The sequence below is a fragment of the Bacillus cereus genome (assembly GCF_025917685.1).
GTDB classification, from domain to species: domain Bacteria; phylum Bacillota; class Bacilli; order Bacillales; family Bacillaceae_G; genus Bacillus_A; species Bacillus_A cereus_AT.
This window is the reverse complement of the sequence record NZ_CP089518.1, coordinates 2775829-2800593: the sequence shown is the minus strand read 5'-3', so window position 1 is coordinate 2800593 and position 24765 is coordinate 2775829. Positions and strand designations below refer to the sequence as shown.

The following is a 24765-nucleotide window of genomic DNA, read 5'->3' as shown; positions in this document are numbered from 1 at the left end:
CAGGAATGAACATTCATTCCTAAACAAATATAAAAAACGATTACAGGAGATGATATATCTGTACAGTTAAAGGAATGAATATTCATTCCGTAGGTAGTGGTTTAATAGAATTGAAAAAAATTAATAGGATAATAGGAATGAACGTTCATTCCGAAATGATAGTTTTAAAAGAATAGGAATGAATATTCATTCCGCACTTAACGTGAAACGCTAAAAACGGGAGATGATTCAAATGAGCAAGCTAAAAAGTTGGAGAAGTTTATCTTTTCTATTATGGATAGTTATTACTATTACAATGATCGTAACGATGCCTAATATGGATAAATTAGTGAAAGAAAAAGGGCACATTACGATTCCTAAAACAGAACAAAGTAGTATTGCTGACAAAATGATAAAAGAAATGGATAAAGACGGGACTGAAAAATACGAAATTATAGCCGTTTTTAATAGTGGAAATAAAGCTGCTTTAACTACTGAGCAAAAAGAGGAAATAATAAAAACAATCAACGCCCTGCAAAATGAAAAAGAGCAATTAGGAATAAAGGAAGTTGTTTCACATTTAGATAATAAAGACTTGGAGAAACAGTTAGTTTCTAAAGATAATACGACTATTTTAACGCAAATATCAATAGATAAAAAGCATGGTGAAATATCAAAAGTTGCAAATAATCTTCATAAAAAAGTACAAACGAAAGGGGTAAAAACGTACTTAACAGGAAGTGACTTAATAGCGGGTGATTTTCTTAAATCTTCTCAAGAGGGAGTGAAGAAGACTGAAGTTATTTCAATCATTTTCATTCTTGTAGTATTAATCCTCGTATTCCGTTCACCAGTTGTTCCGATTGTTTCTCTTCTTACAGTCGGTGTGTCGTATTTAGTTTCAATGGGGATTATTGCTCATCTTGTAGATCAATTTAATTTCCCATTTTCAAACTTTACGCAAGTGTTTGTAGTCGTCGTCCTGTTTGGAGTAGGAACAGATTATAACATTTTATTATTTACGAGATTTAAAGAAGAATTAAGTAAACAAGAAAATGCATTTTTGGCCACGAAAGAAACATTTAAATCGGCAGGTAAAACCGTATTATATAGCGGTATAGCGGTACTAATTGGTTTTGCATCACTTGCGTTAGCGAGTTTTAAATTATATCAATCTACTTCAGCGGTAGCAATTGGTGTTTTAGTATTACTACTCGTATTAACGACTTTAAATCCATTTTTTATGGTGCTTTTAGGAAAAGGAATGTTTTATCCAGTTAAAACATTTAAAGGTCATGAGGATAGCCGCTTATGGGGATTCTTTGCGAAAAACTCAGTAGCAAGGCCATTTGTTGCTTTAATCATCGTATTCGTGATATCGATTCCTTTCGTATTAAAATACTCTAACATACTTAATTACAATGATTTATTTGAAGTAGATAATAAGTATGAATCAAAGATGGGGATTAACGTCATAGAAGATCATTTTCCTCCTGGTTTTTCTTCACCAAGTACGTTAGTCATTCAATCGAATAACAAGTTAGATGAGGCGACCTCCCTACAAACTTTAGATGAACTAACTGATAAAATTTCGAAAGTTAAAGGAGTTTCAGAGGTATATTCACCGACGCGTCCAACCGGTGATAAGATAAAAGAATTATATATAAATAAACAAGCCGGAGAACTGAATACAGGATTAGGAGATGCCAATGGTGGCATAAAAGAAATTAATAATGGATTAACGGATGCGAAAGATAAAATGAGTAGTAATGATTCAAATAGTCTCGCAAATGTTCAAAAGTTAATTGATGGAACGAACGAGGCGAAAAACGGTGTATCAGCATTAGGAACTGCTTTAAATCAATTATCGAATGGCATAAACGACGGTGCCAAAGGAGCGCAGCAAATCGAGAGTGGTTTAGCTTCAGTAAACGAAAATATAAGTGTATTATCAAATGCAACTTCACAGCTTCATGCTGGTTATGCACAATTAGAAAAAGGTTTAAGTTCTTACGATCAATATTTCGGAAGTATTTCTCAAGCGATTGATGGCGCGAAAAAAGGTTATGAACAAATTGAAATGTTAATGACCAATTTCATTCAAACGAAACCAGAATTAGCAAATGATCCGAACATACAGCAAACGATAGGAATTGCTAAAGAGGCTCAAAAGCAATTAAGTGTACTATCAAAAGAATTAAATGAATTAGCGACGCAGCATAAAGCAGCTATGGGGTCATTTAAAGAAGCGAATCAATCATTATTGAAAGTCGATAACGGCTTAAAAGAAATGAGCAATGGAGTTACTAAATTACAAAAAGGGGCAGTTGATCTTAAAAATGGATTAAATGAAGGTGCTTCAGGTTCAAAACAAATTGCGAACAAGTCATCAGAGTTACAAACCGGATTAACAAAAATAAATGATGGGCAAGGCCAGCTATTAACTGGGCTGAAAGATTTGCAAGAAAAGATGGGGCAATTACAATTAGGCTTATCTAAAAGTACAGAAGGGCTTGGGAAAGTAAGTAACGGCCTAAATGACGCACAGAAATATTTAGGCGAGCTAAATGAATCAAAAAGCTCAGAGAAGTTTTATATTCCAAAAGAAGTTTTAGAGGGAGAAGATTTCCAAAAAGCTTTGAATACGTATATGTCACACGATAGAAAGACTGCTAAAATGACAATCATTTTAGACGTGAATCCGTATTCAAAAGAAGCGATGCCAATTATTCAAGAAATCAATAAAACGATAGATGGTACTTTAAAGGGGACCGAATTAAATAATGCGAAAACAGCAATTGGAGGGACAACAGCTAGAAACGTTGATTTAAAAGAAGTAACCGGGCAAGATTTCTTACGTACGGCTACAATTATGTTAATTGGAATTGCGATCGTATTAATCGTGATTACACGTTCATTATTAAACACAATCTTTATTATTGGATCATTAATATTAGCGTACTTTGCATCACTAGGTATAAGTGAACAAATTAGTAAGCATGTATTACATGTAGATGCATTAAGCTGGAATGTTCCATTCTTTAGTTTCATAATGATTATCGCTTTAGGAGTGGATTATAGCATTTTTGTAATGATGCGTTATAACGAGATAGAAGGTGATTCGGTAACGAAAATTGTAAATGCATCTCGTCACATAGGAGGAGTTGTATTATCAGCGGCACTTATTTTAGGTGGTACATTTGCTGCATTAATCCCTTCAGGTGTATTGACTCTTATACAAGTAGCATCCGTTGTTGGCGTTGCACTATTACTATTAGCTATCATTGTGATGCCAATATTGTTACCTGCTTTAATAGGGTTAACGAGTAAAATGAAGGATTATACAAAGAAATTAAGCAAAAGAAAATAAAAGAATCCCCTTTTAAAAGTGTGTCATTTACCACAAAGGAAGGGAAAAAGAAAACAGTAAAAACACCAGCACAACGATTAGGGATTACTGGAAAAGTGTTTGATTTAGAAAATATAATTTACTTTAGATAGTTCACTCAAATAATGGTGGACTATATTTTTTTAAAAGGTAAATAGAAATTTATGTTAAAATAATTATAGAGATTGTGAAAAAATGTTCTTAAACTAAAGGTTAAGTTACTTTAAGTTTGAAGGGGTGATTGCAGTGGAGTAAGTGATCTTTTTAATCTTGGTTAAATACTTTGAGGGAAGGGATTTATAACTATGAACACAAAACTAATAATAGTAGAAGGTTTACCTGGATTTGGAAAATCAACCACTGCAAAGCTAATAAATGAAATTCTAAGCCAAAATAAAATTGAAGTTGAACTATTTTTAGAGGGAAATTTGAACCACCCAGCCGACTATGATGGTGTATCTTGTTTTAATAAATTTGAATTCGATAGATTATTATCTAACAGTGGAGATTTTAAAGAAGTGCTTCTTAAAAGAGTTCTAAAAAAAGGAAACAATTATTTATTACCATACAGAAAGATAAAAAATGAGTTTGGTGACCAGTTTTCGGATGAATTATTTAACACTATTTTTAAAAATGATATATATGAATTACCATTCGATAAAAATGTTGAATTAATTGCTGACAAATGGAATGACTTTGCTGAAATTGCTCTAGAAGACAATAAGGTTTATATCTTTGAATGTTGTTTCATACAAAATCCATTAACGATTGGGATGATTAAATATGGTGAACAAAAAGAAAAAATAATAAATTATGTAATGAAAGTTGCAAAAATCATAGAGAATTTAAATCCAATGTTATTGTATGTAGAACAAGATAATCTTGAATTTTCATTTAGGAAGGTATTAAAAGAAAGAACCCTAGAATGGTCCACAGGAATTGTCGACTATTACACTAACCAAGGCTATGGAAAAGAACATAACCATTCAGGTGTAGAAGGAGCGATAAAAGTTCTTGAAGCTAGAAGGAATTTAGAGTTAGAAATATTCGATATGTTAAAAATGAAAAAAGAAAAAATTAATAATACAAAATATGAAATTGACTCATATAGGTCAATGTTAAAAGATAAGTTAACAATACAAATGGTGAAATAGCTTTTTACACTAACTGGTGCAATTCTTTAAAAAGACATCGCTGTTTTTGATACTTAAAGTAACATATTGTGAAATATTGTACTTACGCTAACGGGTGCTTTAGTTGAAGAAGGAAATAAAAACGCTCAGAATATTTTCTGAGCGTTTTAGTTTGCTATTTATAATGCGAAATGCATACAAATTATTGTGTTATTTCTAATGGTTATTAGCATTTTTCTCTCCCTAAACTGAACCCGTTATTTCAAAAGGGTTTTTTTCTTATTTAATAAACTTGTCCATCACATCTTTATATTTTGCAAATTCCTCGTCTTTCATATCGCCATTCATCTGTAAAAGGAAATTACCTTTTGCGTATGTATGAGAGAAAAACATAGGAGATGAGTTTCCTAATTCATCGTAATATTTCTTAACTTTCTCTAGGTCGTCTTTCTTTGTAATTTCGAATAATCTACCGCCTTTATCTTCACCGAGCGCAGGTACGATAATACGTTTTCCTTCTTTTCGAAGATTACCAAATTCTTTTTCTGGAAGTCCAGTTGAATTTTCTGCTTGTAGACCAGCACTTTTAAATTCAGAGATAATTGAATCTACTGTTACTTTCGTTTCTTTTTTTTCTTGTTTTGATTCAGTAGGCGTTTTTGCATTGTTATTACCACAGCAACCAGTTAAAGAAGCTAAAGATATACATAACGCACCAATTATTAATGTTTTCTTCAAAAAAACCTCCTTAAAGTTTATTTTATTTCTGTACAATCTTATTTCGTTAAAAATAAGAATTTTATTCATGGATGAAAAGAGATGAATAGCAATCAACCGTTGCTATTCATCCATCTTCTACTATATAATAGCTATAGTCTACAATAAGTGAATCGTAATTTGCGGTTTTTAAGACAATCGGTGAGAAAACGCTGAAATAAGCGGTATTAGTAGGAGGACACAAATGATTACAGTAAGTAACGTTAGTTTGCGCTTTGCGGATCGCAAATTATTTGAAGATGTTAACATAAAATTCACGCCAGGTAATTGCTACGGTTTAATCGGAGCGAACGGTGCTGGTAAATCAACATTTCTAAAGATTTTATCTGGAGAAATCGAACAATCAACAGGTGACATACATATTACGCCAGGTGAGCGTCTAGCAGTATTAAAACAGAATCACTTCGAATATGAAGAGTTCCCAGTATTAGAAACAGTAATTATGGGTCACACGCAACTTTACAAAGTAATGCAAGAGAAAAATGCCATTTACATGAAAGAAGACTTTAGTGATGAAGATGGTATGCGTGCTGCTGAACTTGAAGGTGAGTTCGCTGAGCTTAACGGTTGGGAAGCTGAGTCAGAAGCTGCAATCTTACTAAAAGGACTTGGTATTGGTGAAGATCTTCATGATAAGAAATTGTCAGAATTAACTGGGGCAGAGAAAGTAAAAGTATTACTTGCTCAAGCTTTATTCGGTAAACCTGACATTCTATTACTAGATGAGCCTACCAACCACTTGGACTTAAAAGCGATTCAATGGTTAGAAAACTTCTTAATGAACTTTGAAAATACAGTAATCGTTGTATCCCATGACCGTCACTTCTTAAATAAAGTTTGTACGCACATGGCTGATCTTGATTTCGGTAAAATTCAACTTTATGTTGGTAACTATGACTTCTGGTATGAGTCAAGCCAATTAGCTTTAAAATTAACACAAGATGCTAATAAGAAAAAAGAAGAGAAAGTAAAAGAGTTACAAAACTTCATTGCACGCTTTAGCTCAAACGCATCTAAAGCGAAACAAGCAACTTCTCGTAAAAAATTATTAGATAAAATTACATTAGATGATATTAGACCATCATCACGTCGTTATCCATTCGTTGGCTTCACACCTGAGCGTGAAATAGGAAATGACTTATTAACTGTTGAAGGTCTTTCTAAAACAATTGATGGTGAAAAAGTATTAGATAATGTGTACTTCACTTTAAATAAAGGTGATAAAGTTGCATTTATCGGTCGTAACGATATTGCGATGACAACATTATTTAAAATCCTTATGGGTGAAATGGAGCCAGATAGCGGTTCGTTCAAATGGGGCGTTACAACATCTCAATCGTACTTCCCAAGAGATAACTCTAAATACTTTGAGAACAGTGACTTCAACTTAGTTGATTGGTTACGCCAATTCTCTCCACAAGATGAGTCAGAAAGCTTCTTACGTGGTTTCTTAGGCCGTATGTTATTCTCAGGTGAAGAAGTTAAGAAGAACGTTTCTGTATTATCTGGAGGCGAAAAAGTTCGTTGTATGCTATCTAAAATGATGTTAAGTGGTGCGAACGTAATCACACTTGACGATCCAACGAACCACTTAGACCTTGAGTCTATCACTGCATTAAACAACGGTTTAATTGCATTCAAAGGTACAATGTTATTCACATCTCATGACCATCAGTTCGTACAAACGATTGCAAACCGCATTATCGAAGTAACACCAAACGGTGTAATCGATAAAGAGGCAACTTACGATGAGTACTTAGAAAATGAAGAACTTCAAAAACAAGTAGATGCAATGTATAAAGGTCAATAATAAATAGTGAAAACCCTCGCTTTCTTTATGAGAGCGAGGGTTTTGTTGAAAAGAGGTGAAGACCAAGGTGCTAAATGAATAATTATTCAAATATAACATTAACGGTGGTAAGAAGTTGTAATGTTATGTTTGCATAGATTTTTGATACATAGATGAAATTTAATGTTTATAGGATTGAAGGAGTTAATTGTAACAGGAGAAGTGTAGTTTGAGTAATAAGGTCAAACTACACTTTTTCTTATGTGAAATATGTACCAAAATTGGAGATAGATTAGTTTGCAAATGAGGAAATAAAGGGTTATAGTTTGTGGAGTCATAATTAGTGGATGAGCCTTGGGAGAAAACAGGAAATGTTACAAAATTATTTTGTTAAATAGAAACCAAGGTCAAAATGTTTAGAAAGAAATAGTTGAATAAATAAAAGTTACAAATTATAATTACTAATATTCTTCATATAGTTAAACAAATAAAATCTATTTGAAGAAGAAAAATTGAATAGAGAGACAGACTTATACAAAATAAGCCTTGGATGATCAAAAGAGGTGGAGAGATGCAACAATTTTTATTAAAGAGTAAACGAGTATTAAGTAATCATTTTGGATTTTTCGTATTTGCCGTTATTTTACTTTGGTTAAAAACATATGCAGCATATGTGACAGAATTTAATTTGGGGATATCGAACACAATTCAAAAATTCTTACTGTTTTTCAACCCGTTAAGCTCAGCAGTTCTATTTTTAGGTCTAGCATTATTTGCAAAAGGGAAACGAGCTTACATTTGGTTAATTGTTATTAATTTGTTAATGTCTATACTTTTATACGCAAACGTAGTATATTATCGCTTTTTCAGCGACTTTATTACGTTCCCGACATTAACACAAACGAATAACTTTGGAGATTTAGGTGGTAGTATTTTTGCATTGCTACACTTATATGATCCACTATATTTCTTAGATACGATCATTCTAATTGTTTTAGTCGCAACGAAATTTGTAAATCCTAAACCAATCCGTGTTGCAAAGCATAAATTATCTTTAGTATTCGTAGCAGGTATTTTATTCTTTAGCGTTAATTTAGGTCTTGCAGAATCTGACCGCCCTGAATTGTTAACAAGAACATTTGACCGCAATTATATCGTGAAATATTTAGGTGCGTATAACTTTACGATTTATGACGGTATTCAAAGTGCGAAAGCATCAACCGAACGAGCATTAGCTGATGGAGATAATATGACAGAAGTTAGAAACTATCTTTCATCAACGTATGCAAGTCCAAATCCTGAGTATTTTGGTAAAGGAAAAGGAATGAACGTAATTTATATTCATTTAGAGTCATTCCAAAACTTTTTACTAAACTACAAATTAAATGGTCAAGAAGTTACACCGTTCTTAAACTCATTTACAAAAGATGCGAATACGTTATACTTTGATAACTTCTTCCATCAAACAGGACAAGGTAAAACATCTGATGCTGAGTTCATGTTAGAGAACTCAATGTTTGGATTACCGCAAGGATCTGTTTTTACAAATAAAGCTAATAACACGTATCAATCAGCACCAGCTATTTTAGGTCAACAAGGGTATACATCAGCAGTGTTCCACGGTAACTACAAGACGTTCTGGAACCGTGATGAAATTTATAAATCATTTGGTTTTAATAAATTCTTTGATGCGTCATACTATGATATGAACGAAAAAGATGTAGTAAACTATGGCTTAAAAGATAAACCGTTCTTTAACGAATCGATTCCGTTATTACAAACGTTGAAACAACCGTTCTATACGAAGTTCATTACGTTATCGAACCATTTCCCTTATCCTATTGATAAAGCGGAAGCAACGATTGAACCAGCTAAAACTGGTGATTCATCAGTAGATACGTACTTCCAAACAGCACGCTATTTAGATGAGTCTGTGAAAGGATTCATGGATTACTTGAAACAATCTGGTTTATACGATAACTCAATTATTGTTATGTACGGTGACCATTACGGTATTTCAGATAATCATAGTGCAGCAATGTCTCAAATAATGGGTAAAGAAATGAACTCATTTGAAAATGCACAGTTACAACGTGTACCTTTAATCATTCGCGTACCAGGAATGAAAGGCGGCGTACAACATCAATACGGCGGAGAAATTGACGTTCTTCCAACGTTATTACACTTACTAGGTACAGATACAAAGAATTATGTCCAATTCGGATCAGATTTATTATCGCCAGATCATAAACAAGTCGTTCCGTTCCGTAACGGTAACTACGTAAGCCCAACAGTTACTGCACTGAACGGCAAATACTATGATACAGCGACTGGAAATCCAGTAGAATTTACAGACGAAATAAAACAAAATGAACAAATGGTTCAAAAATCACTAAAATACTCTGACCAAGTTGTTAACGGCGACTTATTACGATTCTACACACCAGAAGGCTTCACTCCAGTAGATCGTTCTAAGTACAACTATAACCATCGTGATAAAAATAAAACGAAGGTGAAGACGACTGAAGACGGGGCAACGAAATAAATAATAAATAATAAAAAATCCTACTCGTATTCCATACGGGTAGGATTTTTTGTTTTAAGAGTTACTTTCGGATTTTTGGAGTGCTACTTTTTTTGGCATAAAACATGCAAATATCAGTGCTACAAAAGATAAGACTAACATAAATACATAGGCATCACTTGAGCTGAAGATAGAAGATAATTTTGTTACTTGCATAGCTGATATGTTCCCGTTATTACTAGATAACTGTAAAGTATGTGAAGTTGACTGAATCGTATACACTGTGATGATAACTGCTGTTCCAATAGCACCTGCTAATTGGCGAATCGTATTATTTACTGCGGAACCATGTGAACCCAGTTCTCTTGGTAAAGCGTTTAAACCTGCTGTATTTAAAGGCATAGAAATGAAGCTTAACCCAATTCGTAGAATAATGGTACGAACCATTAAATACATATAAGTTGTGGATTCGGTCAAATCAATTACACCCCACATCGAAATAATGATACATATTAAACCTATAATAAAGAGTGGTTTTGCACCGTATTTATCAAACATTTTCCCGGTGATAGGTGATAAGAAGGCATTAATGACAGCTCCGGGTAATAGAAGTAGACCGGATTCTAATGCAGTAAAACCTCGTCCATTTTGTAAGTAAATCGGTAATAGAATTAAATCCGCATACATAATCATCGTAATTAGTATATTAATGATTGAAGTAAGAGTGAAAATTTTATATTTAAATACGGATAAGTTTAGTAGTGGATCGCTAGACTTTATTTGACGTAAACAGAATAGAGTTGTAACGATTATTCCGATGATAATTGTAGTAATAACAACTGGATGATCCCATCCTTTGCTTCCTGCACTACTAAATCCAAAGATAATACAACCAAAGCCAATCGTTGATAAAATGACACTTACGATATCTAATTTTGCTTTTGTTGTTTCAGCAACATTCATTAAATATTTTAGCGCGAGAATAATAACGATTAATACAAATGGAGCTAATCCAATAAATAACCATCTCCATGAAACATATTCAATGATAAATCCAGATAATGTTGGAGCGATGGCTGGCGCAAAAATGATGGCAAATCCGATGGTCCCCATAATACTTCCACGCTTTTCACTAGGGTATAAATATAAAATAACAGTCATCATTAGCGGCATAATAATTCCTGCTCCAACTGCTTGAATCATTCTTCCTGTTAACAGAATGCCAAAATTCCCGGCACATGCACAGAGAACCGTCCCAATAAACAAAGAGAGCATCGAGCTAATAAATAGCTGCCGTGTTGTAAATCGTTTCATTAAAAACGCAGTAATTGGCACGAGAACACCATTTATGAGCATAAAGCCTGTTGATAGCCATTGCACTGTTGCAGCCGTAACATCAAATACTTCCATTAAATTACTCATCGCCACATTTAATAGCGTCTGATTCAATGTTGATAAAAAACAGCCGGCAATGAGCACAACTAATATAATTTTTTTATTTCTTTCTGATATTTCCTTTTGCATTGGTAAACTCCTTCATTGTTTTCTTGATTTATCGACAATGTGTCGATAAAATTAATGGTAACAAAATAAATTTTCTTTGACCATGAACAGTTTTGTTGAAAATGTTCACTACTCGACATATAAGGTATGCACTGTCGAGTAAGTAAAGAGAATATCTATAAAGGAGTTTCAAAATGTCTACACCTAAAAAAGAAGATCCTCGTACAGTTCGTTCAAGAGAAATGTTTAAAAATGCTGTTTTTTCTCTCCTATGTGAGAATCCTAGTACTTCAAGTTTAACGGTTCAGAAAGTCGCAACAAAAGCAGGATTAAATCGGACAACATTTTACTTACATTATCAAGATATTCAAGATTTACTAGACCAAATCACAAATGAGATTTTAAACGAGCTTTCTAATAAAATTGTGGATTTAATACATGCAAAAGATTTATCAGAAAAACAAAAGCTAACACAATTACTTGATTATTTATATATCCATCGAAATTATTTATTTATATTATTTAAAATGAATCAATTTGAGGAACAACTATTTTTATTTTTAAAGCAATTAATAGAAACGAGAAGAGAGAATACGAAAAAGGATTTGCCAGATGACTATGTTGCGGTTGATATTAAAACAGCTTCTTTGGTAGGTATCATCATGTGGTGGATAAGGAATGGACTTCACTTTAGTTCAGATTATATCGCAAATCAAATTTATTTTATGTATAAAGGGTAATAAGTTAAAAATATTTTATGTATTGACGCATTGTATTATCAAGTGTAACACCTAAAGAAAAAAGCAAAAAAGGCCATCTCGCTTCGTGTAAAATAGAAGTTACTACACCACTTACTTACGTGGGAAACTGTCCATGAAGCGTTTCAGGAGGAACTGTCGCACTTAGATTGACAAATTGTCTTTAAAATAAAAATATGTATTGTGTAATTTCATATACCGTGCGTATATAATAAAATTTAAAAATAAAAGTACAATCATTGCACTGTGCATAAACAAGAATTTGGACTTAATTTTAGAAGAGATACAAGATAAGATATTAATAGAAAGCGATTTCAAATTCTAATTTTGCAAAGTTAGTATCTATACTTGCAATTCTATTTAAGAACAAGTATAGAAAGGGTGTATATCATATATGATATTAGATAATCGAAGTATAAGTATTTTACAGCAAATTATTCAAGCAGATAGCTATGTTTCTGTATCTCAATTAATGGAAGTCATACAAGTTTCAAAGCGAACAATTTATTATGATATGAAGAAAATAGAAGATTGGTTAGTTGCAGAGGATTTAAATTCATATGAATATATTCGCCCTTTAGGCTACTGTTTTGATAATGAAACGAAGCAAAGAGTGATAAAAAAGTTAAATGGATTTACAACAAGCCAATATGAATATTCTCCACATGAACGAAAAATATTGCTGGTTCTTTATTTACTAACAATGGAGAAAAGGATTCTATTAGTAGACTTAATAGAACTTGTGCAAGTCAGTCGTAATACTGCTCTTGCTGACTTGAAAAAAATAAAAGCAGAGTTAGTGAAGTTTAAGCTCGCATTAAACTTTAATCGTAAACATGGCTACAATATTATAGGGAATGAACATGGAAAACGAAATATATTAATCTTAAATCTTTCACAAATAATTTCAAAGCATGGATGGGAATATTTAATATCGCATGTGAAATATATTACGAATGATAATAAAAGTGTAAAAGGTAATAAAGATCACGAGGAACTTCTTATAATAAAAAATATTTTATCGAATTGTGAAGAGCTTTTAGGAGTTCAGTACACAGATGAGGTACTTGAAAGTTTAAGCGTTTACATGTATTTATTCCGCAATCGTATTGTAAATGGAAAATGTGTTGAGATGGAAGATGCTGAAAAGGATGTACTACGTGAAACAAAACAATTTGAAGCAGCAAAATATATTGCAAAACAGTTTGAAAGAGTATTTTTCGTGGATTTTCCAATAGACGAGATTTATTATATTACGACTCATTTGTTAGGAGCAAAAGTAAATGCTCAACAAAAAGACTTTGAAAAAAGTGAGATTGATGGAATACATTCAATGGTCGGATGTATGATAAAGGATTTTCAACATTATGCTTGTGTTATATTTCAAGATTTTAAAGGACTTGCTTCAGACCTATATATGCATATGAAACCGGCATTTTATCGCGTAAAGTACGGGATTGAAATAGAAAATCCATTACTTTATACAATCCAGCAAAATTATCAAGAGGTATATACTCTTACAAAAAAAGTGATTCATCATTTTGAAGAATATGTTGGAAAGGCGGTTTCAGATGATGAAATGGCATATATTACTATGCATTTTGGTGCTTGGATGAGGAAAGAAGGAATCGTTCCCAGTCCAAGAAAAACTGCGCTACTTGTTTGTCCAAATGGTATTGGCACATCACGTATGTTGCAGTACCAATTAGAGCAATTGTTTTCGAGTGTAGATATTTTAAAAGCAATTTCAAAGCGGGAATATGAATCAAATGCATTTGATGTAGATTGTATCATTACTACAACTGAACTTGAGAAGGGGAAAATTCCTATCTTTATGGTAAATCCAATTTTGACTGATTCCGAAAAAGCATCGTTACTACGAAAAGTAAATGTAGCTTTGTATGGCGAAAATCAAAATGATTCAGTTGATATGATGATGGGTATTATCCAAAAATACACAGACATTTTAGATGAAAAATCTTTGAAAAATGAATTGAGAGAGTTTATGAGTGGTCCGGTACATATTGATAAGGAGGAGAAATATAAGCCTATGTTAAACGAGCTATTAACTAGAGAATTTATTCAGCTTGAGAATCACGTTGAGGCGTGGGAGGAAGCAATTCGTGTTGCGTCGGAACCTTTATTACAAAGTGGACATATTTTTGAAGAATATATTTCTGAGATGATTGCGAATGTGAAGAAATTAGGCCCGTATATTGTTATTGCACCTAAAATTGCAATACCTCACGCTCGCCCTGAGGCAGGAGTTAAAAAGTTAGGGATGAGTTTATTACAATTAAAAGAAAGTGTTTTATTCTCAGAAAAACAAGAGCATGCTGTAAATTTAATTATTGTATTAGCAGCTATAGATAACGAAACACATTTGAAGGCATTGGCACAATTAAGTGAGATGTTATCTGAACCAAAAAACATAGAAATGTTAATGCATTCAAATTCAAAAGATAAAATGCTAGAAATGATAGCTAAATATTCTAATTAAAGGGGAGATTGAAATGAAAAAAGTATTAGTTGTATGTGGAAATGGATTAGGAAGTAGTTTTATTATAGAAATGAATGTAAAGAAAATATTAACTGAACTTGGTTTGCAAGCTGAAGTTTCTCATACGGATTTAGCATCAAGTAAATCAGAACAAGCAGATCTATATTTAGGTGCGAAAGATATCATTTGCAACCTTGAAGATGGTACTCGCACAGTTGCTGGATTAACAAACATTCTAGATTTAAATGAAATTAAAGAGGCATTACAAAAACACCTGATGTAGAAACAGTGAAAGGGGAGTAGTGCTATGTTTGATTTAATAATGAAGGATATTTTGGGACAGCCTGCAATATTAGTTGGATTGTTTGCTATGTGTGGTTTACTATTGCAAAAAAAGAATTTTGCAGATACAGTTTCAGGAACATTAAAAACAATTATGGGCTTCGTCGTTTTAGGAGGCGGAGCCACTATATTAATAGGAGCTTTAGATGTTTTTGGTAAAATATTTGATAAAGCATTCCATATTAAAGGGATTATTCCAAATAACGAAGCAGTTGTTGCGATAGCACAGCAAACTTTAGGAACAGAAACGGCATTAATTATGGTATTTGGGATGATTGCTAATTTACTAATTGCACGATTTACAAGATTTAAATATGTATTTTTAACCGGTCATCATACCTTATTCATGGCATGTTTAATTTCAGCTGTATTTTCAACTACAGGGATGAAAGGCGCTTCACTAGTTATTATTGGATCCATTATTCTAGGATTACTTATGGTCATTTTTCCAGCCCTACTTCAACCGTATGTTAGAAAAATTACGGGAATGGATGATATCGCAATTGGTCATTTCGGTTCAGTTGGGTATTTAGCAGCAGGATTTGTTGGTAGTAAATTTGGGAATAAGGAAAAATCTACAGAACAAATTAAAGTACCGAAGTCATTAGGTTTTTTACGTGATACATCAGTTTCTATGTCATTAACAATGGCTATTTTATTCTTTATTGTTGCACCATTTGCTGGGGAAAACTTTATCGAAACAGAATTAAGTAACGGACAAAATTATCTCGTGTATTCATTCATGCAAGCAATTACATTTGCTGCGGGTGTATATATTATTCTAGCTGGTGTCCGTATGTTGATTGCAGAAATTGTCCCCGCATTTAAAGGGATAGCAGATAAACTTGTACCAAACGCCAAACCAGCATTAGATTGTCCAACAATCTTTCCATTCGCGCCAAATGCAGTTATTATTGGTTTTTTAATAAGTTTTATTGCTGGATTACTATCTATGTTTATTCTTCCGTTTATCGGCTTAAGTGTAATAGTGCCAGGATTAATCCCTCATTTCTTCACAGGGGCAACAGCTGCTGTATTTGGAAATGCAACTGGAGGAAGACGAGGAGCAATACTTGGAGCTTTTGTAAATGGGTTATTAATCTCATTCCTACCAGCCATATTACTACCTATATTAGGTGGATTAGGATTTGAAAATACAACATTCGGTGATTCTGACTTTGCTGTTGTTGGTATTTTAATTAGTGAGATTGCAAAATTGCTAGGAAATATTTTCTAAAGAATAGATAATAAAAAGACTTGAATTCATAATTAGAATTCAAGTCTTTTTATTAAATGTAAATATTATACTGTAAGACAGTGAGGGAATTTGAATAAAGGAAATAGGGATTGGTTTGAAAAAAATGTGTTATGATTGTATTGTTTGTAAAACTTTTTGATTTTCCTTGAGGATCAATATTGAAACAGAAAAGTATATTTTTAAAATAGGGTAAAATAAAAGGAGTCTATGCATGAATTTTCAAAATGAAAAAATATCACTACATTTAGAGGTTGTAAATTACCAATATAAAGATGCAAAAGACGAGTGTGATAGAAATTGGCTAAGAGTAAAGGCGAAACTATCAGAAGAAAATAAAGTTTTTGAAACGATGGATCCTTTTTTACAAACTTACGACTTACAGTACATGATAAAATGGTTTGAATCTTTACCAAACCCTACATATAACGAACTAGATTTCATAGAACCAAATTTAGCGTTTGAATTTATGGGGGAAAAATCAGGGGAGTTTAACATTGTTATTCGCTTATCGCTGGAACTTAACCCCGCATGGTGTAAGGAAGAAGAGTACGAATTTTCTATCGGTATAACTCAAGAGGATAGAGAGAATATTATTCGTTCTATAGAAGAGCAACAAAGGAAATTCCCAAAACGATAAAAAAAGACTTGATAACCTACAAGAGGGAATCAAGTCTTTTTATTACATACGATTATCATGCCAGAAGTTTAATGGGAAGTGTTCGTTCTCATTATAAGCTTCTAATTCATATCCTTTTTCTTTCAATCCTTTAATTATACCAGGTATTGCTTTTACTGATTGTGGATGAATATCGTGCATTAGAATAACTTCTGTTGGGTTTGTAGCACCATGTAGAACGTTTTCTACGATTTTAGCAGATGCAGCGTCTACTGGCATTTTGTTGTATTTCCAGTCTAATGAATCAATTGTCCAGTCCCAAACTTTTAAACCATTTTCGACAACTTTGTTGCGAAGGGCTTCATTTAATCCTGGCATTGAGCCGTAAGCAGGGCGTGTTAATACTGGTGATTTTCCTAGAACACCAGCGATTAAGCCTTGGTCTTCTTTCATTTCATCAACGTAATGACCTTCTGTGTAAAGCTTCTTGTAGTTATGGGTCATACTGTGCATCCCAACATAGTGGCCTTCAGCATTTTCATGTTTTACAAGATCAGGGAAAGCTTTCACATTTGAACCAATTAGGAAGAATGTTGCTTTTGCATTTTCACTCTTTAACATATCTAAAAGCTCAGCTGTGTATTTTCCAGGACCATCGTCAAATGTTAAGTAAGCGACTTTTCTAACTTGCCCGTTATAGTGCTTTGGAGCTTCTTTCGGTGCAAGGGACGTTTGAATTTCACTTACAAGTTGAACAGATTTCGCTTCATCCTCTGTACTTGCTAGAGCGATATGTGTTGATCCATAAGCAGCTTCGTATGTAAATAATACCCCAGCGCAAATCAACAGAGCCCTTTTCACTAAAGTTGTCATCCGAATTCCATTGTGCATAATTTTCCTACTCTCTATAAAAGTTCTACTCTACTATATTAGCAATTTTAGAGGGGGAAATGCAAAAAAACTTTTTTACAAACGCAAAAAAGTTTTTTAAAAAGTATGCAAGATTTCACGGTTTTGCAGGTTTGAAAAAATGAAAGAAGAATTAAATGAATGGAACTGTATGTAAAATGGTTCATTCATATTTTTTGTTTTAGAAAGGGAGGATAAGTATGAAAAAATTAGCTTGTTTACATGCTCATCATTCAAATATTGAATACATTGACCGAGTGTTGCAATCTTTTGAAATCGAAATACTCCATTTTGTAGATCCAATCTTATCACACAGACTAAAAATAGAACGAGAACAAGCACGAAATAATTTAAAAGATATTATAAAGTATATAGCTGAAAGTGATGTAGATACACTTTTAATAACTTGTACAGATTATATCACGTTATTAGATGAGGATTTCAAAATAGACATGCCTATATTGAAAATTGATGAGCCATTCTTTGAAATGATTTGTCAGGTTGAAGAGCCACAGACAATACTATTTACAAATAACCGTACTGTTTCAGGAACGATGGAACGTTTAAGACTATACGCTCAGCAGAATAATAAATCCATACAAGTAAAAGTAGAAGTGATAGAGGGGATATTTGAGTTAATTATGCAAGGCCGCAAAGAAGAGCATGATGCTAAATTAGAACAGTATTTATATGAAATTATGAAAGATAGAAACGAAATGTTTTCAGTTACACAATTATCAATGGTAGATGCTGCTACAAGGGTAGAAAATATAATAGGAAGGAACATAATAAATCCGTTGAATGCGCTAGTGGAGTATTGTATACAGAGTGCGAATGAACAACCGTGTGAAAAATAAAGAAGAGGATGTTTTTGATTTTAAAGAATATCGATGAAAATTTCACATACCGTATTTAAAAAATAAATATAGGAAAACCAAAAAATAATGTAGAATATATCGTACATACATATATGAAGTCAACATAAAACATAAAAGAGGTGGACCTATGTTACTTGAAGAAGTAATGCAGCAACTAAAAGAGTATGGGACAGAACAAACTCGTAAGACGTATAAAAACCATGGGGCGAAAGAGCCGTTATTTGGAGTTAGTTTTGCGAATTTAAAATTGTTAAAAAAGAAGATAAAAAAAGATCATGATTTAGCAATTTCATTATGGGAAACAAAAAATATGGATGCTATGACTTTAGCGACAATGATTTTAGATCCGAAGAAACTAACATCAGAACAGCTAAATAGGTGGGTTCAGGATGTTGATTATTATTGTTTAATGGACGTTTTTATGACAGCTATATGTACGTCGCCAATCGCGATAGAAAGAATGGAAGAATGGACAAAGTCTGATGATGAATGGATTGGAAGAGCTGGTTGGTCATTATTAGCGAATATTGCAATAAAAAATAAAACGTTAGACAATGACTTCTTCTTACCGTATTTAGAAGTGATTAAAGTTCATATACATAATGAAAAAAACAGAAAAAGAGAGGCAATGAATAGTGCATTAATTGCGATAGGGATTCGAAATGAAGCTTTAGAGCAACAAGCGATTGAAATTGCACGTGAAATTGGAAAAGTAGAAGTTGATCATGGTGCAACGTCATGTAAAACTCCAGATGCAGAACCATATATTAAAAAGGCACGAGAAAGAGCTGAAAAAAGGAAGGTAAAATAAGAAGGGGTAAGATTATAAAACCAATTGAAGCGGCACAAAACATAATTACATCAAAATTTTCGAAATGTGATGTTGCTTTACTAGGGGGAAGTGTTGCTAGAGGAGAGGCTACGAAAACATCTGACCTTGATATTGTAATATTCGACCACAGTTTGTCATCTTGTTATAGAGAATCTTTCTATAGTAATGGGTGGCCTGTTGAAGTATTTGTACATAATTTTGAAACGTATAAAACCTTTTTTAAAATGGATTGTGACCGCGGGAGACCTTCTTTACCGCAATTAGTATTAGAAGGGTTTGTTTTAAAAGGGAAAGTTGAAATTGTTGAGCGGTTAAAAAGAGAAGCGAATGATCTACTAATGAAGGGACCAGATAAATGGACTGAAGAAATGATGAAGCAGAAGCGCTATTTTATTACGGATGCTTTGGATGACCTGATTGGTGCAACAAAGAGAGAAGAAGAATTGTTTATCGCAAACTTATTAGCTGATTTAGTACATGAATATGTTTTGAGGGTAAATGGACAATGGCTTGGAAATTCAAAATGGTTCATTAAAGTGTTGAAAAGGTACGACGAAGTATATGCGGAGAAATTTGTTGTGGTTTTCGATCACTTTTATAAAACAGGTGAGAAAAAGGATTTAATCGCTTTTATAGAAAAAACGTTAGAAGAGTATGGGGGAAGAATGTTCGAAGGATTTTCTATAGGGAAATGAGAAGGGGTAGCAAAATGAATTTACCAATTGTTCAATTAAGAGAACTATCACTAGATGATGTAGAAGATCGGTACAGGTGGTCATTAGATACAGAAGTAACAAAACATTTAGTTGTACCAGATCAATATCCACCGTTCACTCGTGAAGATACGAGAAGGTGGATTGAAACGTGTATAAGTCGAAAGAATGGATATGAACAACGAGCTATTCTAACTGATAAGGGTATACACATTGGATGGGTAGATATTAAGAATTTCGATAAAACGAATAAAAATGCTGAACTAGGGATTGCCATTGGAAATAAAGAATATTGGGGTAAAGGATATGGAATGGCAGCTCTATACAGTATGTTACAAATTGGCTTTTCTGCATACGAATTAGAAAAAATATGGCTACGAGTAGACGAAGATAATTTACAAGCTAGAAAGAGTTATGAAAAAGCAGGATTTGTTTGTGAAGGAATAATGAGAAATGATAGATTACGTCATGGTAAATTCATTCATCGCTATCGTTATAGTATGTTAAAAGAAGAATATCAATCTTTATTTAATAGTCTATAAAAATATTATGTAAACTTAAAGGGGATAGGGAATATGATTCGATTACTTACGAAAGTAGATGCGGAGCAATATTGGGAGTTACGCTTACAAGCATTACAAGTAAATCCAGAGGCGTTTATAACAACTTATGAAGAGGCAATCCGCCAGGAAAATCCTCTTGACCGAGTTGCAAGTAATTTAACATCTGCTAATAGTTGTACATTCGGTGCTTTTAATAAAGAAAATCAATTAATTGGAGTTGTCACTTTACTGACTGAAGAGAAAGAGGCATATAAGCATAAAGGTCATGTCGTTGCGATGTATGTAGATGCACAAAACAGGCGGAACGGATTGGCACGTGAGTTAATAGCAAATGCCATTCAAAGAGCGCGAGATATAAAACTAGAGCAATTAACCTTAGGTGTTGTGTCCACAAACGAACCAGCAAAAAAATTGTACAAATCAATGGGATTTAAAACGTATGCAATTGAAAAAAGAGCTATAAAGATGAATGGTGTGTATAGTGATGATGAAAATATGGTATTGTTTCTTTAAAGGATGGATATTATCATGAAAGATCTCCATTTAGAAAAAGATATGAACCCGCAAGTAGCGATCTTGTATGCAACAGTTCTTGATACATTTAAACGATTGCAAATTTTAGTAGAAGGTACAGAAGAGAACGAACTATCCTTTAAAGGGTCTGAAAATAATGAAAATAGTATAGGGCAACTACTTCAGCATTTAGCAGTTGTCGATTTACACTGGGTATATCGTTTAAGAGGAGAAGAAGTTCCACAGGTGCTTAAAAATAAATATGGGCCTATGTTGAATGAAATAGGGGAATTGCCAAGTTTAAGAAAAGATACATTGCAAGAATTAATGCAAGCTTATGAAGCTGTGCAACATATATTTTATGCGGAATGTATGAAACTAACAGAAAATGATTTAACCCGGGAAGTGTCCTATGAAAAGGGAGAAAGTGCGACTATAAGATGGGGAATATGGCATATAGCTGATCATAATCGGTACCATCAAGCACATATAAATCGATTGAGAAAATTATACAAAGAAAATCAATTACATATAATCTAAATGTAAGTGTGAAAAACTCCCCTTAATTAATAGATTAGGGGAGTTCGTTTTAAATTGGCTTTTGTTTCTTTTCTTCCCAAGTTAACATCAAATTTTTATGGTAGTCTTTTGGTTGCTCAATTAAATACCAGTAAATTATATGCGAAATTGTTGGCTGCCATTTTTTATGGCGTATTCTTATATTTTCGTGATGAGTATAGTGAGTGGAAACTACAGTCGCTTTTGTTTCTGGGAAACCGCTGTATACAATATCTTCTATCTCATACCAATAAACTTTATTCCCATCTAAATCAATTATTATACCTTCATCATCCCAATAAAAAACGGTGTTCTCTCCTCTTTTTTTCAAAAGATAAAAACCATAGTATAAAAAAAGGCCTGGGATGATTAAAATTAGAATACCAAGGAAGAAAAACTCATCTATTAAAGCTAAAATACAAATGAAAAGAAAAGAAAGTCCTGCAGCTAACATCATTAAGGTGAATACCATGGAAATTTTATATGTTTTCAATATGATCACATCCAAATAACTAATTTATTTCTTAAGTTAAAACTCTTCATCTGTACGATATGCACCGATCATTATGCATACAGCGGATATAAAATACATACACATTTCGATTAGCGTAATTCACGAAACGAATGCTGTAGCGGTTCACTTTAATGTTATTTTAATATATTGTATGATGAATTAAAACATTATTATTTTTATAAGTTAATATTCTGTTAAAAAATTTTGCATTCGAATAGATTGAAATTTATTTAATAAAAAAACTATTATAAGGGGTTTTATAATGAAAGCTATTGCAGTAGGGATATTGGCATCGTTTTTCTTTGCCTTTACCTTTGTGTTAAACCGATCGATGGACTTAGGGGGCGGGAGTTGGATTTGGAGTGCATCACTACGATATTACTTTATGGTTCCAATGCTATTACTTATTGTTATGTATAGAGGGAACTTAAAACAACTCTTTCAATATATGAAAAGTAATCCGAAAGAATGGCTATTATGGAGTATTGTAGGATTCGGTCTTTTTTATGCACCGCTAAGTTTCGCTGGAGCGTATGGGCCAGGGTGGCTTGTTGCATCAACATGGCAAATAACAATAGTTGCAGGGATTTTGTTAACACCATTTTTTGCGGTAGACCCATTACATAAAAAACTTCCAATGAAGGAATTAGTAATGTCAGGTATTATTTTATTTGGTGTTGTTCTTATGCAAGTAGAACACGCTTCTTCTTTAGGGATTCGTGAAACCATTTTATGTGTAGTTCCTGTACTCATTGCTGCGTTTGCATATCCACTTGGAAATAGAAAAATGATGCAAGTATGTAAGGGCGAATTAGATGTCTTCCAACGAGTTCTCGGTATGACATTAGCAAGTTTACCAGTTTGGTTTTTACTTTCTGGTTATGAAGTATCTACAAGCGGTTTACCGTCAAGTAGTCAAGTTTTTCAATGTTTTATTGTAGCGATTAGTTCAGGTTTAATTGCAACAGTATTATTTTTCTTTGCGACAGATCTTGTAAAAGATGATCCGCAAAAATTAGCAACAGTCGAGGCGACACAGTCTGGTGAAGTTTTATTTGCATTAGTAGGAGAGCTGATCTGGTTATCGGCTCCAATTCCGTCTTCTTTATCGTGGATTGGAATGAGTCTTGTAATTGTCGGAATGATACTTCATAGTTATGTAGCTGTAGTTGTGAAAAAAGAAGAGAAAATAACGGCATAAAAAGATTAGCTCTTTTTCACTAAAGAGCTAATTTTTTTTCATGAGAAAGGATGGAGATAGGATGTTACAACGTGTTGAGCATATAGAAATAGATTCCATTAAAAAAGTATTAAAGCATGCGACCGGTCCAAGTGAAGCAAGCTTAATTAAAGCAATTTCAATGTATAAAAATGATCAGGCAGTGCTATATAAATATGGGAGTAAGGGTTGTATAGGTATAGCGTTAATTTATACAAATAGAGCGAGAATGTGTCACATAGCTGTTGATGAAAAATATCGTAATCAAGGCATTGCACTTCAAATGATTAAAGAAATAATTAGGGAATATGAGTTAACATATATTGAGGCTGAGACAGATACAGAGGCAGTCGGATTTTACAAGAAATGTAACTTTAAGATTGAAAGCTTAGGAGAGAAATACCTGGGAGTAGAGAGGTTTTATTGTTATTTAGAGAATGAATAAAATACATAGCTCATCATTTGTGATGGGCTATTTCATATTAGTATAAATTAAGATCGCTAGATTGAAAGTTTTTCATTGCGTTCACTTTTTTATATTTATTTCAAATTAATATACCATAATTTAACTGTTTTCGATATGATAAAAACGACAGACGTATAGTAATCGGAATGATTAAGTTAAAAATTAAGAAAAATATGATAATATATGTATGTATTAGTTTAAAGCAAAATGGGGGAACAATCGTGAAAATGAATGAAATAGTGGCGAGTACAAAACTTCCAAATACAATCGAAACAATTACAAACGATTTAAAAACCTTAGGGATAGAAAAAGGAATGACAGTTATTGTTCATTCATCATTAAGTTCAATCGGTTGGATATCTGGTGGGGCAGTTGCCGTAGTAGAAGCGTTAATGAAAGTTGTTACAGAAGAAGGAACGATAATTATGCCAACCCAATCTTCAGATTTATCCGATCCAAAACATTGGTCAAGACCACCTGTACCAGAAGACTGGTGGCAAATTATCCGGGATAATGTCCCCGCATTTGACCCACGTATAACACCAACAAGGGCAATGGGAAAAGTAGTTGAATGTTTTCGTACATATCCGAATGTATTGCGCAGTAATCATCCGCTAAGTAGTTTTGCAGCATGGGGGAAACATGCTGAGGAAATTATAGCAAATCATTCACTTTCCATAAGTTTTGGGGAAGAATCGCCCTTACGAAAAATATATGATTTAGATGGCTACATATTATTACTTGGTGTCGGATACGACTCCAATACGTCCATACATTTATCTGAGGTACGTACAGGTGCACGCGAGTTAATAAAGGTAGGAGCGCCTATTATAGAAGCAGGTGTAAGAGTATGGAAAGAGTTCGTTGAAATGGATTACGATTCTGACACGTTTGTAGAAATCGGAATTGAACACGAACGGAAAGGAACAGTTACGCGTGGGAAGATAGGGAATGCGACGTGCCGTTTTATGAGACAACGCGATGCAGTTGACTTTGGAACAGAGTGGTTTCGTGCGAAAAATCAGTAAGGGAT

The 24765-nt window shown here is 33.2% G+C and carries 22 protein-coding genes; 18 read left to right on the top strand and 4 right to left on the bottom strand.

The annotated features are described in order from the left end of the window. Positions 1 to 232 precede the first annotated feature (232 nt). Together LUS72_RS14585 and LUS72_RS14580 are read left to right on the top strand one after the other, a co-directional pair. Positions 233 to 3349, top strand: coding sequence for an MMPL family transporter (locus LUS72_RS14585; protein ID WP_141533386.1), 3117 nt, complete (start codon positions 233 to 235; stop codon positions 3347 to 3349). 323 nt (positions 3350 to 3672) lie between these two features. Continuing rightward, positions 3673 to 4521 (top strand): P-loop NTPase family protein, encoded by an 849-nt coding sequence (locus LUS72_RS14580; RefSeq protein WP_097830440.1) that lies wholly within the window; start codon positions 3673 to 3675, stop codon positions 4519 to 4521. Positions 4522 to 4779: 258 nt separating this feature from the next. Here the strand turns inward: LUS72_RS14580 and LUS72_RS14575 are convergent, their stop codons facing one another. After that, positions 4780 to 5220, bottom strand: a complete 441-nt coding sequence (locus tag LUS72_RS14575; RefSeq protein ID WP_373605116.1) for a stress protein — start codon at positions 5218 to 5220, stop codon at positions 4780 to 4782. 241 nt (positions 5221 to 5461) lie between these two features. Here LUS72_RS14575 and LUS72_RS14570 point away from each other — a divergent pair, with 241 nt between their 5' ends. Both LUS72_RS14570 and LUS72_RS14565 read left to right on the top strand, forming a co-directional pair. Further along, positions 5462 to 7087, top strand: a complete 1626-nt coding sequence (locus LUS72_RS14570; protein WP_000633869.1) for an ABC-F family ATP-binding cassette domain-containing protein — start codon at positions 5462 to 5464, stop codon at positions 7085 to 7087. 550 nt (positions 7088 to 7637) lie between these two features. Continuing rightward, positions 7638 to 9611: a lipoteichoic acid synthase gene (locus tag LUS72_RS14565; protein WP_097830442.1), complete on the top strand. Its 1974-nt coding sequence runs from the start codon at positions 7638 to 7640 to the stop codon at positions 9609 to 9611. Between the two features lie 54 nt (positions 9612 to 9665). Here the strand turns inward: LUS72_RS14565 and LUS72_RS14560 are convergent, their stop codons facing one another. Further along, complete coding sequence (locus tag LUS72_RS14560) at positions 9666 to 11114, bottom strand: DHA2 family efflux MFS transporter permease subunit (protein WP_264446766.1); 1449 nt, start codon at positions 11112 to 11114, stop codon at positions 9666 to 9668. A gap of 173 nt (positions 11115 to 11287) precedes the next feature. Between LUS72_RS14560 and LUS72_RS14555 the strand changes: the two genes are divergently transcribed. From LUS72_RS14555 to LUS72_RS14535, 5 genes are all read left to right on the top strand, one after another. Beyond that, positions 11288 to 11833, top strand: a complete 546-nt coding sequence (locus LUS72_RS14555; protein ID WP_097830444.1) for a TetR/AcrR family transcriptional regulator — start codon at positions 11288 to 11290, stop codon at positions 11831 to 11833. Positions 11834 to 12245: 412 nt separating this feature from the next. Next, positions 12246 to 14351, top strand: coding sequence for a BglG family transcription antiterminator (locus tag LUS72_RS14550; RefSeq protein WP_264446762.1), 2106 nt, complete (start codon positions 12246 to 12248; stop codon positions 14349 to 14351). Positions 14352 to 14364: 13 nt separating this feature from the next. Next, complete coding sequence (locus tag LUS72_RS14545) at positions 14365 to 14634, top strand: PTS sugar transporter subunit IIB (protein WP_002161414.1); 270 nt, start codon at positions 14365 to 14367, stop codon at positions 14632 to 14634. A 24-nt stretch (positions 14635 to 14658) separates the two neighbouring features. Continuing rightward, positions 14659 to 15930: a PTS ascorbate transporter subunit IIC gene (locus LUS72_RS14540; protein WP_264446758.1), complete on the top strand. Its 1272-nt coding sequence runs from the start codon at positions 14659 to 14661 to the stop codon at positions 15928 to 15930. 232 nt (positions 15931 to 16162) lie between these two features. Then, positions 16163 to 16588, top strand: coding sequence for a WapI family immunity protein (locus LUS72_RS14535; RefSeq protein WP_097830447.1), 426 nt, complete (start codon positions 16163 to 16165; stop codon positions 16586 to 16588). A 42-nt stretch (positions 16589 to 16630) separates the two neighbouring features. On the opposite strand, the gene LUS72_RS14530 is transcribed toward LUS72_RS14535, so the two are convergent. Continuing rightward, positions 16631 to 17458, bottom strand: coding sequence for a peptidoglycan-N-acetylglucosamine deacetylase (locus LUS72_RS14530; RefSeq protein WP_264446756.1), 828 nt, complete (start codon positions 17456 to 17458; stop codon positions 16631 to 16633). A gap of 218 nt (positions 17459 to 17676) precedes the next feature. Between LUS72_RS14530 and LUS72_RS14525 the strand changes: the two genes are divergently transcribed. From LUS72_RS14525 to LUS72_RS14500, 6 genes are all read left to right on the top strand, one after another. Continuing rightward, positions 17677 to 18333, top strand: a complete 657-nt coding sequence (locus LUS72_RS14525) for a hypothetical protein (RefSeq protein WP_097830449.1) — start codon at positions 17677 to 17679, stop codon at positions 18331 to 18333. Positions 18334 to 18481: 148 nt separating this feature from the next. Then, positions 18482 to 19165 (top strand): DNA alkylation repair protein, encoded by a 684-nt coding sequence (locus LUS72_RS14520; RefSeq protein WP_097830450.1) that lies wholly within the window; start codon positions 18482 to 18484, stop codon positions 19163 to 19165. Positions 19166 to 19179: 14 nt separating this feature from the next. Then, on the top strand, positions 19180 to 19881 hold the full coding sequence (locus LUS72_RS14515) for a nucleotidyltransferase domain-containing protein (protein WP_097830451.1): 702 nt from the start codon (positions 19180 to 19182) through the stop codon (positions 19879 to 19881). Positions 19882 to 19895: 14 nt separating this feature from the next. Beyond that, positions 19896 to 20441, top strand: coding sequence for a GNAT family N-acetyltransferase (locus LUS72_RS14510; RefSeq protein WP_264446753.1), 546 nt, complete (start codon positions 19896 to 19898; stop codon positions 20439 to 20441). 33 nt (positions 20442 to 20474) lie between these two features. Next, positions 20475 to 20975 (top strand): GNAT family N-acetyltransferase, encoded by a 501-nt coding sequence (locus LUS72_RS14505; protein ID WP_097830453.1) that lies wholly within the window; start codon positions 20475 to 20477, stop codon positions 20973 to 20975. Between the two features lie 15 nt (positions 20976 to 20990). Further along, positions 20991 to 21515 carry a DinB family protein gene (locus LUS72_RS14500; RefSeq protein ID WP_097830454.1) on the top strand — a complete coding sequence of 175 codons (525 nt, stop codon included), beginning with the start codon at positions 20991 to 20993 and terminating at the stop codon, positions 21513 to 21515. A gap of 49 nt (positions 21516 to 21564) precedes the next feature. Here the strand turns inward: LUS72_RS14500 and LUS72_RS14495 are convergent, their stop codons facing one another. After that, a complete protein-coding gene (locus tag LUS72_RS14495; protein WP_240523187.1) occupies positions 21565 to 22035 on the bottom strand; it encodes a hypothetical protein in 471 nt (156 codons plus the stop codon). Between the two features lie 274 nt (positions 22036 to 22309). On the opposite strand from LUS72_RS14495, the gene LUS72_RS14490 reads away from it, so the two are divergent. The 3 genes from LUS72_RS14490 to LUS72_RS14480 all read left to right on the top strand — a co-directional run bounded on the left by LUS72_RS14490 (position 22310) and on the right by LUS72_RS14480 (position 24760). Further along, positions 22310 to 23248: a DMT family transporter gene (locus LUS72_RS14490; protein ID WP_097830456.1), complete on the top strand. Its 939-nt coding sequence runs from the start codon at positions 22310 to 22312 to the stop codon at positions 23246 to 23248. 61 nt (positions 23249 to 23309) lie between these two features. After that, entirely contained in the window at positions 23310 to 23711 is a 402-nt protein-coding gene (locus LUS72_RS14485; RefSeq protein ID WP_097830457.1) for a GNAT family N-acetyltransferase, read from the top strand. 248 nt (positions 23712 to 23959) lie between these two features. Continuing rightward, the gene (locus tag LUS72_RS14480; protein ID WP_141533399.1) at positions 23960 to 24760 is read left to right on the top strand and encodes an AAC(3) family N-acetyltransferase; all 801 of its coding nucleotides are present in this window, start codon (positions 23960 to 23962) and stop codon (positions 24758 to 24760) included. Positions 24761 to 24765 lie beyond the last annotated feature (5 nt).